An 11216-nucleotide genomic window follows, 5' to 3' on the forward strand; every position below is an offset into this window, starting at 1 on the left:
CAGGGAGGGTCGTGACGCGTTCTCCCGCGGCGCCCGAGGTCAGTGCCCATGTCTTCCGCATCCCGATGCGCACGCGTTTTCGCGGGCAGACCCTCAGGGAGGGGGTGCTGCTGCACGGTCCGGCCGGATGGGGCGAGTTCTCCCCGTTCCCCGAATACGGTCCGCGCGAGTGCGCCCGCTGGCTGGCCTGCGCCCGTGAGGCGGCCTTCGAGGGCTGGCCGGAGCCGGTGCGCGACAGCGTTCCCGTGAACACGACGGTGCCGGCCGTCGATCCCGTGCGGGCCCACGACATGGTGCGCCGCTCCGGCTGCGGCACGGCGAAGGTCAAGGTGGCCGAGCGGGGCCAGACGTTCGACGACGACGTGGCGAGGGTCGAGGCCGTGCGCGACGCGCTCGGGCCGTCGGGCCGGCTGCGGATCGACGTCAACGGCGCGTGGGAGGTCGGTGAGGCCGTGCGCCGGCTCAACCGCCTCGGCCGGTTCGACCTGGAATACGCCGAGCAGCCGTGCGCCACCCTCGAGGAGCTGGCGGCGGTGCGGCGCGCGTGCGACGTGCCGATCGCGGCCGACGAGTCGATCCGCAGGGCCGAGGACCCGCTGCGGGTCAGGGCGGCTGAGGCGGCCGACATCGCGGTGGTCAAGGTGCAGCCGCTGGGCGGGGTGCGCGCGGCGTTGCGGGTGGTGGAGGCGTGCGGGCTGCCCGCGGTGGTCTCCAGCGCGGTCGAGACGTCGGTGGGGCTGGCCGCGGGGCTGGCGCTGGCCGCGGCGCTGCCGTCGCTGCCGTACGCGTGCGGGCTGGGGACGATGTCGCTGCTGTCGGGCGACGTCGTGGACGACTCGCTGGTGCCGGTGGACGGGCGGCTGGCCGTGCGGCGCCCGACAGTGAATTATCAGCATTTGTCGTCATATGAAATCGAATCTCCCCAGTGGCTGAGCCGGATGCAGGAGGCGTCACGTTGAACCCCGCTACCGCGCTGGCCACGGTGCTGGTCGACGAGCTGGTGCGCTGCGGCCTGACCGATGTCGTGCTGGCCCCCGGCTCCCGCTCCGCGCCCCTGGCGCTGGCCCTGTACGCCGAGTCGCGGGTGCGCCTGCACGTGCGCATCGACGAACGGTCCGCGTCCTACCTGGCGCTGGGGCTGGCCAAACGCTCCGAGCGCCCGGTGGCGCTGATCTGCTCGTCCGGCACGGCCGTGGCCAACTTCCACCCGGCCGTGATCGAGGCGAGCGAGGCGGGCGTGCCGCTGCTGGTGCTCACCGCCGACCGCCCGCCCGAGTTGCGCGGCACCGGCGCCAACCAGACGATCGACCAGCTCAAGGTGTACGGCGGCGCGACCCGCTGGTTCGCCGAGGTCGGCGTGCCGGAGGACCGGCCTGGGCAGGTGGCCTACTGGCGGTCGCTGGCCTGCCGCGCCTACCAGCGGGCGTCGGGCCCGGCCGCGCCGGGGCCCGTGCACCTCAACCTGGCCTTCAGGGAGCCGCTGATCCCCGATGGCGACACCACGTGGTGCGAGCCGCTCGACGGCGCCGCCAACGGCCCCTGGGTGCGGGCCAGGGTCGCGCCCCCGCCGGTTGCCCTGCACCTCCCGCCGACCAGGCGCGGGGTGCTCGTGGTCGGCGACGGCGCCGCCAACGTGCGCCGTTACGTCGCCGCGGCCGGCATGGCGGGCTGGCCGGTGTTGTCGGAGCCGAACGGCGGCGGCCGCTACGGCGACCACGCCGTCTCCACCTACCACCACCTGCTGGGCACGCCCGAGTTCGCCGACACGCACCTGCCCGACGTGGTGGTCACGCTGGGCCGCCCCGGGCTGTCGCGGCCGCTGTTGTCGTGGTTGCAGCGCGCGGGGGAGCACATCGTGGTGGCGCCCGACCTCGACCGCTGGCCCGACCCCACCAGGTCGGCCACGCAGGTGGCGCAGGCCGTGGAGATCCCGGTGGCCTCCGGCGACGACACGTGGCTGCACTCCTGGCGTCAGGCCGACCAGGCGGCCAGGACGGCGCTGGACGAGGTGCTCGACGTGTCGGGCACGAGCGAGCCGCGTCTGGCCAGGGACCTGGTCGACGCGCTGCCCAACGGGGCCCTGCTGTTCTGCGGCTCCTCGATGCCGATCCGCGACCTGGACCAGGCGATGCGGCCGCGGCGCGGCATCCGGCTGATGGCCAACAGGGGCGCCTCCGGCATCGACGGGCTGGTCTCGACGGCCATGGGGGCGGCGCTGACGCACAACGGCCCGGCGTACGCGCTGATGGGCGACCTGTCGTTCCTGCACGACCAGAACGGGCTGATCCTCGGGCCCCGCGAGCCCAGGCCCGACCTGTGTTTCGTGGTCGTCAACAACGACGGCGGCGGCATCTTCTCGCTGCTGCCCCAGGCGGCGGTCCGCGACCCGTTCGAGCGGGTCTTCGGCACGCCGCACGGGGTGGACCTCGGCTATGCGGCGGCCGCGACGGGGACGCCGTACACGCTGGTGGAGGAGATCACCGAGCTGCCCAAGGCGCTGCGCGGCGAGGGGCCGCGCGTGGTCGAGGTGCGCACCGACCGCCAGGAGAACGTGCTCGTGCACGCCCGCCTGCGCGACGCCGCGCAGGCGGCCGTCCGCGCCCTGCTGGAGGACTAACCGCCCAGGGCGTCGAGCAGCCGGTTGAGCGGCGTGTCGAGGCCGTGGCGGTCGGCCAGGCGGACGAGCGCGTCGGGGTCGCGCGGCTTGGCCGGCAGGGTGAGGTCGGCGGCGGGCAGTGGCGCGTCGGAGGCCACCTCGACGACGGCGGGGGCGGCGCGTAGATAGTCGCGGGCCACGGCCAGGCGGGTGCGGCTGCCGGCCGGGAAACCGTCGGTGACGCCCGCGTCGAGCGCTTCGAGCATGGCGTCCAGCGAGCCGAAGCGGGTGATGAGCGCCGCCGCGGTCTTCTCGCCGACGCCGGCGACGCCGGGCAGGCCGTCGCTGGGATCGCCGCGCAGGGTCGCGAAGTCGGCGTAGGCCCGTCCCGGGATGCCGTATTTGGCGGTGACGAACGCCTCGTCGACAATCTGCAGATTGCGGATGCCGCGGGCGGTGTAGAGGACGCGTACGGGACGGGCGTCGTCGACGAGCTGGAACAGGTCGCGGTCGCCGGTCACGATGTCGACGGCGCCGGCGGCCTGGTGGGTGAGCGTGCCGATCACGTCGTCGGCTTCGTAGCCCGGCGACTCCAGGCGGGCGATGCCGAGCGCGTCGAGCACGTCCTGGATGATCGCGATCTGCGGCACGAGCGCCTCGGGGACCTCCTCGGCGTCTCCGTGGGCGACCCGGTGCGCTTTGTACGTCGGGATGGCCGCCACCCGGAAGGCGGGCCGCCAGTCGGCGTCCATGGTGGCCGCGAGCGCGGTGGGGGAGTGGCCGCGCACGAGGGTGGCGATCATGTCGATCAGGCCGCGCACGGCGTTGACGGGCTTGCCGTCGGGCCCCTCGATCGACACGGGGACGCCGTAGAAGGCGCGGAAGTAGAGCGATGGGGTGTCCAGAAGCATGAGCACGCGTCTATCGTCGCACTCCCGCCGCTCACCTGGGCCGCTCCTCCTCGCGCGCGGGGACGCCGACCGCGAGCAGGCACGCGTCGTCCTCCGGGTTGGGGCCGCCGATGCGGGCCAGCAGGCGGTCGAGGCCCGGCTCCAGGTCGCGGGCCGACACGTCGCGGGCGGCGGCCATGACCAGGTCGAGGCCCACGTCGATGTCGCGGGTGCGCCGCTCGACCAGCCCGTCGGTGAACATCAGCAGCAGGTCGCCGGGCAGCAGCCGGGTGGTCGCCAGCTCGTACGGGCCCGGCCAGTCGGCGCCGAGCAGCACGCCGCGCGGCTGGGTGAGCCGGGTGGCCACGCCGTCGCGGACCAGGACGGGGGCCAGGTTGCCCGCCTGGCTCCAGGCCAGCACGCGCGTCTCGGGGTCGAGGTGGCCGATGATCGCCGTGGCGGTGGTGTCCTTCAGCTGGTGCATGACCAGCTCGTTGAGCCAGGCCAGCAGCCGGTGGGCGGGCCGGCCGGTCATGGCCAGGCCGACGAGGGCGTGGCGGAGCTGGGCCATGCGCGCGATGGCGGGCAGGCCGTGGCCGGAGACGTCGCCGATGGCCAGCAGCAGGCGGCCGTCGGGCGCGGGAGCCGCCTCGAACCAGTCGCCGCCCAGGTTGGCGGTCTTCTCCGCGGGCACGTAGCGCACGGCGATCCTGGCGTGCGGCAGGTCGAGGCGCCCCGCGGGCCCCGGCAGGATGGCCTCGCGCAGCGCGAGCATGACGTGGCGTTCCTCGGCGGCCTGCTCGCGGGCCTCCAGCAGTTGTCGGCGCGACTCCGAGACCATACGCTCGGCGCGGCGGCGGCCGGTGATGTCCTGGATGACGCCGTGCATGCCGACCGGCCCGCCGACCGGCCCGCCGACCGGCCCGCCGGGCTCGGACAGCGGTTCGAGCACGACGCGCAGGTCGCGCAGCTCGCCGGTGCCCGCTGCGCGGCGGATGCGGAACTCAGCCTGCACCGGCTCGACCCCGCGTACGACGGACCACAGCAGCCGGTCGAGCGCGCCCATGTCGGCCGGTTCGACGAGGCCGGCCAGCTCGGGCAGCGGGATCGGGCCCAGCGCGGGGTCGCGCCCGAAGATCACGTAGACCTGGTCGGACCAGATGGTCTCGCCGGTGTGCAGATGCCACTCCGCCCAGCCCATGTTGCCCAGCCGCTGGGCGTGCGCCAGCCGTACGGCGAGCAGCTCGGCGTCGCTCTCGCGCGCGGGCAGCTCGGCGGCGCCTATGACGTCGGCCATGCGGTCTCACCCTCGAAGCGCAGCGGAACTGGACAATTGGCATCACAGTACGTGATCAGCATCGAACGGAGTGTAGCGATGTCTTCCCGTGTTGTGAGAGCTTTTCGCGGATTTTAGGAGGCGTCGTCAGGAGTACATTTGGGCCTGTGACGTCCTCAGATCTGTATCCCGTGTCCCGTCTTGCCGCCGTCCAGGAGGCCACCGCCAAGGGCGGCCTCGACGCCCTGCTCCTCACTCCCGGTCCCGACCTGCGCTACGTCAGCGGCTACGACGCCAAGCCGCTGGAGCGGCTGACGTGCCTGGTGGTGCCCGCCTCGGGCGAGCCGTTCATGATGGTGCCCAGGCTGGAGGTGCCGGCCGCGCAGGCGTCGCCGGCCGCGCGGCTGGGGCTGGAGTTCGCGGCGTGGGACGAGACCGACGACCCCTACGCGGTCGTGGCCGCGCGCCTGGGCCGGGTGGCCAGGGTGGGGCTGGCCGACCGCATGTGGGCCATGTCGTCGCTGCGGTTCCGCGAGGTGCTGCCGGACGCCGAGCAGGTGCTGGCCGGCAGCGTGCTGCGGGAATTGCGCATGCGCAAGTCACCGGCGGAGGTGGCGGCGCTGCGGGAGGCGGGCCGAGCCGTCGACTCCGTCCACCGGCGGGTGCCGGAGTTCCTGCGGGCCGGGCGCACCGAGCGCGAGGTGGGTCGCGACATCGCCGAGGCGATCCTGGCCTCCGGCCACGCGACGGTCGACTTCGTCATCGTCGCCTCCGGGCCCAATGCCGCCAGCCCGCACCACGACGTCTCCGACCGGGTGATCGAGGCCGGTGAGCCGGTCGTGGTCGACATCGGCGGCCAGCTGCACAACGGCTACTGCTCCGACTCCACCCGCACCTACAGCGTGGGCGAGCCGCCCGAGGAGTTCGCCTCCTACTACGAGGTGCTGCGCCGGGCCCAGGACGCGGCGTGCGCGGCGGTGCGGCCGGGGGTGGCCTGCGAGTCGATCGACGCCGCGGCCCGCGACCTGATCACCGAGGCCGGCTACGGCGACGCCTTCATCCACCGCACCGGCCACGGCATCGGCATCGAGACGCACGAGGAGCCGTACATCGTGGCCGGCAACGGCGAGGCGATGGAGCCCGGGTTCGCGTTCTCGGTCGAGCCGGGCATCTACCTGCAGGGCAGGCACGGCGCCAGGATCGAGGACATCGTGGTCTGCACCGAGGACGGCGGGGAACGCCTCAACGCCACCCCCCGCGACCTGGTGATCGTCTAGTGCCTGTCAGATTCCTCCAAATCGGTCGCCATTCGTGACACGACGACTCCTTTACGTGTGCTTAGGTATTCCCTGACTTGTTGTGTGCCGGAGTGGAGTTGAAGGGTGTCAAGGTACGGCTGGTGTCATTCGGCGTTCGCGCCTGCGGTGAGCCTGATGGTCTCGATGCTGTTACTGGTGTCGGGGGCGGTGGGCGCGCTGCTGACGCTTGTGGGCGCGACCACGGCGCCGGCGGGCGCGGCGCTCGTGGTCACGCTCATCATCGCGGTGTTCCTGACCGCCGTTCTGCGGATCGTCAGGGCCGTGCCCGACATCCGGAGGGAGAGCGCCGCCACGGCGCGTGCGGTGGCGAACGTGCAGGCGGTGAAGCCGGGTGACGACACCCTGGTGGGGCGCCGGCTGCGGTTGTTCCGGGAGGCGGCCGAGGCGGGCAACGACTGCGAGGCGGTGTTGAGCGCCCGCTCCGCGCTCGACGACAGCGAGATGGCCAACAAGCACCACCTCGACCACGCGCTCATCTGGGCGCTGCCCGTCTTCGGCTTCATCGGCACCGCTCTCACCATGGCGGGCATGGTCACCTCGTTCTCCGACGCCCTCGACGACCAGGGCGATCCCAGCGTGCTGATCGACGCGCTCAAGCAGCACGTGCTGCCCGAGCTTGCCTCCGCGTTCGGCGTCACCCTCATAGCGCTGTTCCTGAGCGTGGTCGCCTTCGGCGCGATGGCCCTGGTGGAGCGGGCCGAGCGGGCCAGCGTGGTGGCGGCCGACGACGTGTTCCTCATCTACATCGCGCGCCTGCCCGCCAAGCAGGCCGCTCCCGCCATGCAGGGCCTCACCCAGGAGCTGGCGCAGTCCCGGCAGGAGATGGCCCAGACGAGGGGCAGGACCGAAGAGCTGGTCAAGGGCCTCGACGCGCTGCGCACCGCCGTCGAGCGGCTGAGCGCGGCCGAGACCCGCCCGCAGAAGTACACCCTGGTGAGAGAACCGTGAGGAAGCGGCCCTCGACCTCGTTCGCGCCGCCGCTCGACCTGCGCTTCATCGACCTGTTCATGGCCATCGTGCTGGCGCTGTCGTTCATCGCGATCATGCTGACCGTCGTGGCGCGCATGTTGCCGACCGAGGACGCCACACAGCCGCAGCGGCAGCAGAAGAGCGTGGCCCAGCTCGAACGTCAGCTCGACGCGGCCGTGGCGGCCCAGCGCAAGGCCGAGGCTGAGCTGCGGGCCACGCGGCAGCAGATCGCCGACCAGACCGCCTTCGCTTTGCCCTGGTGGCTCATCGGGTTCTGCGCGCTGCTCGGCGTGCTGGCCGTGTTCATGAACTGGCGCATCCGGTTGTGGAGCAAGGGGAGCCTGCCCCGCCTGCGCACCTGGTTACTGGTGACCGTGGTGATCGCCGTGGTCACGGTCGTGATCAGGGAGCTGAGCGACCGCGACGGCTACCTGCTGCTGGCCGAGATCCCCTGGTGGGCGGCCGACGCCCTCTGCCTCGGGCTGCTGCTGGTCGCGTACGTGCTGATCACCGGCATCCGGGACAGCCAGGCCAGGCTCAGCGAGATCCGGGCTCGGCCGGTGGACGGTCCCGCCCTCGGCGAGGAGCGCCGGCGCGTGCCCTCCGCCCGCTGACCCGGCGGGTGTGGCACAGTCACTGCCATGTTCACTGAGGTCGCCTACGCCACCAGCGCCGGCTCCGGGCGGGGGAACGAGGACCTGGTGATCGCCGGGCCGGCATGGATCGTCGTGCTCGACGGGGCCACCGCGGCGGCCGGGGTGGACAGCGGGTGTGCCCACGACGTCTCCTGGCTGGTGGCACGGCTCGGGGGAGCGCTGGCGGCGCGGCTGTCCACCGGCCGCGACGACGACCCCTTGGCCGATGTCCTGGAGTCGGCCGTCGAGGAGGTGGCGGAGGCCCACGGCGGCGCCTGTGACCTGGGCAACCCCGACTCTCCGTCCTCGACGGTGGCGATGGTGCGCACGGACGGCGGGCGGGTCGACTACCTCGTGCTGGGGGATTCGCCGGTCGTGTGCTCCCTGCCGGACGGCGGGGTCCTGACGGTGGTCGACGACCGGCTGGAGCGGCTGCCGGGCGGGCGGCCGTACTCGCTGGAGCTGGTGCGTCGGATGCGCAACGCGCCCGGCGGCTTCTGGGTGGCGGGCGCTCGCCCCGAGGCCGCCAGGGAGAGCGTGTGCGGGACGGTGGCGGCCGACGGGGTGGCGGTGCTCACCGACGGGGTGGCGCGGCTGGTCGACTGGTACGGGTGGAGCTGGGCGGAGTTTCTGGCGGCGCTGGCCGCGCGAGGGCCGGCGGCGCTCATCGCGGCCGTGCGGGAGCTGGAGTCGGCCAGGGGGCCGGTGTGGGGCAAGGCGCACGACGACGCCACCGTGGCGTGGGCACGGCCGGCTTCGTCATGACCCGCACCCTGGCGCCGCGGGACGCCCGGCAGGCCACGCCGCAGGCACCTTGATCGCACCTCCACGATAATGAAACAATTCGGTAACAGGACATAACCGGATATTGGGGGTCGTCGCCCATGACCCGCGAGCCGATCGAGCGGCCCTAGGATGCGGGACGACGAGCTGAACGAGGCGTTCGAGCTCGGGCGGACGTGCGCGCTGGCCGCCGAATGCGGCAGAGACCTGCGGCGGTGCGCGGAGATGTACAGCGGGCTGTTTCCCGCGGCGGCCTTCGACGCGGAGTGCTACAACGCCCTCACCCTCACCATGGCCTTCAGCGCGCCCTGGGCCAGCGCCGGCCGCCTGAAGGTGGTCAACAGGGCCGCCCTGTGGGTGATGGCCGTCGACCGGCTGGTCAACCACACCGCGACCACCCGCGAGCAGGTGGATCGCCTGGTCCGCGAGTGCCTGTCCGTCGCCGACGGCGGCGTGCCCCGGTCGGCCGCCACCCGGTTCCTCGCCGACCTGCGTGACGAGCTGGCCACCGTCAGGGAGTTCGGCGATCTGCGCGTGGTCTGGCGCGGTCAGCTCGCCCGGATGCTGGCGGGTCTGACCAGGGCCTGGGTGTGGCGCGACACGGACGTCGTGCCGACGCTGGAGCGCTATCTCGACAACGCCGACAGCCGCGGCTCGTGCTTCGTCGACGTGTCGCACTGGATCTACGCCGCCGACCGCTGGGCCAGGACGCACCTGGAGGAGCTGCGGGACGTCAGCACGCTGGTCCAGCGTTACCTGCACCTGCTTGGGGACGTCGCCTCCTACCGCAAGGACGTGAGCTGGGGCGACCTGAACGTGTTGTCGCTCGGCGTCAGCAGCGCCGAGGTGGGCGAGGCGATGGCCGAGCTGGCGCGTGAGGCGGCCGACCTCATCGAACCGGTACGCGAGCGCAGCCCCCGCACCGCCACCTACCTGCGACGACAGATCGGCTTCACCGCCGGTATCAACGGAATTTCGGACTTCGACCGTACGGCGTAAAAGACTTGTCGGATTCCTTGACAGACAAGCTTGACACCAGGCGAGCGGTATCGGCGAATAAGGGCGTTATGGGCAACAAACCGTGACATTTTGTTTCTTGTAAAAGCTTGCGGCTTGAGAGGAAAATGTGGCGTTGCTAGGGTGTCTCGATGCCAGGCATGTGGATCGACCTCCTCAACGCGCCTTGACAGGTACCACTGACCACGGCACCTCACGGGCGGGGTCGTGCATGCGCGGGAGACGTACAGGCGGTGCTGGATGGAATTCGGTCACACTGACCGTTGGCGGCTTCCCACGGCGATCAAGATACTGATCGCCGGGGGCTTCGGCGCGGGGAAGACCACCATGGTCGGAGCCGTGTCCGAGACCCGGCCCCTTCGCACGGAAGAGGCGCTCACCCACATCGGCGCGCACATCGACGACCTCGCGGGCGTCGAACGCAAGCTCACCACCACCGTGGCGATGGACTTCGGCCGCATCACGATCCGCAACGACTACATGCTCTACCTGTTCGGCACCCCCGGCCAGGAACGGTTCTGGTTCGTGTGGGACGAACTGGCCGTGGGCGCGCTCGGCGCCGTGGTGCTGGCCGACACCCGCCGCCTCGACGACTGCTTCCCCTCCGTCGACTATTTCGAGAAGCGCGACCAGCCGTTCATCGTGGCGCTCAACTGCTTCGACGGCAGCAGGCCCTTCACCGTCGGCGAGGTGCGCTCGGCGATCGGCCTGGAGCCGGACATCCCCATCGTGCTGTGCGACGCTCGCAGGCGCGACTCCGGCAGGGAGGTGCTCATCACGCTGATGGAGCACGCGATCCGCAGGGGAGTCACCCCGGTCGGGACCATGTCGTGACCATGACCGGCTACCTTTGACCGGTGGAGGAAATCGACCGCCGGATCGTCACGCTGCTGGCCCGCGACGGCCGCATGAGCTTCACCGATCTGGCCAGGGAGACCGGGCTCTCGGTCTCGGCCGTGCACCAGCGCGTACGCAGGCTGGAGAAGCGAGGAGTCGTCCGCGGATACGCCGCGATCATCGACCACGACGCCGTCGGCCTGCCGATGACAGCATTCGTGTCGATCAAGCCGATCGACCCCGCGGCCCCCGACGACGCTCCTGACCGGCTGGCGCACCTGACGGCCATCGAGGCGTGCCACAGCGTGGCGGGCGACGAGAGTTACATCCTGAAGGTGCGCGTGTCCTCGCCGGTGGCGCTCGAGGACCTGCTGCAGCAGATCCGCGCCTCGGCCAACGTCTCGACCCGCACCACGGTGGTGCTGAGCACCCCCTACGAGCACCGCGCCCCCGAACTGGCCGGCGAGCCCGCCCCGGGCCACGAGCGCACCGGCTGACCGTACGTTCTTACGAAGTCCGTACGGTCGCCTCCCGCCCCGCCTGCCGGAGGGTGCGCCGGTGCCAGGCTGTTGACCATGGACGACCGCAGGCCCCTCACCCCGCGCCCCGGCACCGCCCCTCGGCCCGCGGGTGCGGATCCCCTGGCGGGCCAGGATCCGCACCCGCGAGCCACGCCAGGAGATCCGGAGGTCGGCCCCTGCGGGAGGAACGTGGCCGATGATGTGGACGTGTCCCCGTTCGGGGCAGGGGCACCGCGCACCTGGTGGGGGAATGCGAGGCGGGCGATGGGGGAGTCCGGACGGCGAGATCTCGGACGTCGTGCCGGCAACCCGCCGCATCCCGATCCTTCCCGCCCCGGCGGGCCGGGGCGGGAAGGATCGGGATGCGGCGGGT

At 72.1% G+C, this 11216-nt stretch carries 11 protein-coding genes; 9 read left to right on the plus strand and 2 right to left on the minus strand.

The annotated features are described in order from the left end of the window. Positions 1 to 65 precede the first annotated feature (65 nt). Positions 66 to 959: an o-succinylbenzoate synthase gene (locus GUY59_RS23010; RefSeq protein WP_201761231.1), complete on the plus strand. Its 894-nt coding sequence runs from the start codon at positions 66 to 68 to the stop codon at positions 957 to 959. Then, on the plus strand, positions 956 to 2617 hold the full coding sequence (gene menD, locus GUY59_RS23015; protein WP_171055602.1) for a 2-succinyl-5-enolpyruvyl-6-hydroxy-3-cyclohexene-1-carboxylic-acid synthase: 1662 nt from the start codon (positions 956 to 958) through the stop codon (positions 2615 to 2617). The genes GUY59_RS23010 and menD overlap by 4 nt, the downstream gene beginning before the upstream one ends. Here the strand turns inward: menD and GUY59_RS23020 are convergent. Both GUY59_RS23020 and GUY59_RS23025 read right to left on the minus strand, forming a co-directional pair. Further along, positions 2614 to 3507 carry a 5'-3' exonuclease gene (locus tag GUY59_RS23020; RefSeq protein WP_132340729.1) on the minus strand — a complete coding sequence of 298 codons (894 nt, stop codon included), beginning with the start codon at positions 3505 to 3507 and terminating at the stop codon, positions 2614 to 2616. The two genes, menD and GUY59_RS23020, sit on opposite strands and share 4 nt — an antisense overlap. Before the next feature lie 31 nt (positions 3508 to 3538). Then, positions 3539 to 4783: a PP2C family protein-serine/threonine phosphatase gene (locus GUY59_RS23025; protein WP_138208040.1), complete on the minus strand. Its 1245-nt coding sequence runs from the start codon at positions 4781 to 4783 to the stop codon at positions 3539 to 3541. Positions 4784 to 4929: 146 nt separating this feature from the next. On the opposite strand from GUY59_RS23025, the gene GUY59_RS23030 reads away from it, so the two are divergent. From GUY59_RS23030 to GUY59_RS23060, 7 genes are all read left to right on the plus strand, one after another. Continuing rightward, a complete protein-coding gene (locus GUY59_RS23030; protein ID WP_252375220.1) occupies positions 4930 to 6039 on the plus strand; it encodes a M24 family metallopeptidase in 1110 nt (369 codons plus the stop codon). Between the two features lie 156 nt (positions 6040 to 6195). After that, the gene (locus GUY59_RS23035) at positions 6196 to 7029 is read left to right on the plus strand and encodes a hypothetical protein (RefSeq protein WP_132340719.1); all 834 of its coding nucleotides are present in this window, start codon (positions 6196 to 6198) and stop codon (positions 7027 to 7029) included. Continuing rightward, entirely contained in the window at positions 7026 to 7664 is a 639-nt protein-coding gene (locus GUY59_RS23040; RefSeq protein WP_132340717.1) for a hypothetical protein, read from the plus strand. The genes GUY59_RS23035 and GUY59_RS23040 overlap by 4 nt, the downstream gene beginning before the upstream one ends. Positions 7665 to 7691: 27 nt before the next feature. Next, positions 7692 to 8450, plus strand: coding sequence for a protein phosphatase 2C domain-containing protein (locus GUY59_RS23045; RefSeq protein ID WP_132340715.1), 759 nt, complete (start codon positions 7692 to 7694; stop codon positions 8448 to 8450). A gap of 150 nt (positions 8451 to 8600) precedes the next feature. After that, entirely contained in the window at positions 8601 to 9467 is an 867-nt protein-coding gene (locus GUY59_RS23050; protein ID WP_138208041.1) for a terpene synthase family protein, read from the plus strand. A gap of 258 nt (positions 9468 to 9725) precedes the next feature. Next, positions 9726 to 10319: a GTP-binding protein gene (locus GUY59_RS23055; protein WP_132340709.1), complete on the plus strand. Its 594-nt coding sequence runs from the start codon at positions 9726 to 9728 to the stop codon at positions 10317 to 10319. Between the two features lie 23 nt (positions 10320 to 10342). Next, entirely contained in the window at positions 10343 to 10819 is a 477-nt protein-coding gene (locus tag GUY59_RS23060; protein WP_138208042.1) for an Lrp/AsnC family transcriptional regulator, read from the plus strand. The last annotated feature ends 397 nt before the right edge of the window (positions 10820 to 11216 follow it).

The organism is Nonomuraea sp. K271 (assembly GCF_009908215.1).
Lineage (GTDB): Bacteria > Actinomycetota > Actinomycetes > Streptosporangiales > Streptosporangiaceae > Nonomuraea > Nonomuraea longispora.

Bases quoted from the DNA above. Each gene is read 5' to 3' on its own strand.
- GUY59_RS23010 (WP_201761231.1), top strand. From the start codon at position 66: ATGCGCACGCGTTTTCGCGGGCAGACCCTCAGGGAGGGGGTGCTGCTG.
- GUY59_RS23020 (WP_132340729.1), bottom strand. From the start codon at position 3,507: ATGCTTCTGGACACCCCATCGCTCTACTTCCGCGCCTTCTACGGCGTC.
- GUY59_RS23055 (WP_132340709.1), top strand. From the start codon at position 9,726: ATGGAATTCGGTCACACTGACCGTTGGCGGCTTCCCACGGCGATCAAG.
- GUY59_RS23035 (WP_132340719.1), top strand. From the start codon at position 6,196: ATGGTCTCGATGCTGTTACTGGTGTCGGGGGCGGTGGGCGCGCTGCTG.
- GUY59_RS23050 (WP_138208041.1), top strand. From the start codon at position 8,601: ATGCGGGACGACGAGCTGAACGAGGCGTTCGAGCTCGGGCGGACGTGC.
- GUY59_RS23045 (WP_132340715.1), top strand. From the start codon at position 7,692: ATGTTCACTGAGGTCGCCTACGCCACCAGCGCCGGCTCCGGGCGGGGG.
- GUY59_RS23025 (WP_138208040.1), bottom strand. From the start codon at position 4,783: ATGGCCGACGTCATAGGCGCCGCCGAGCTGCCCGCGCGCGAGAGCGAC.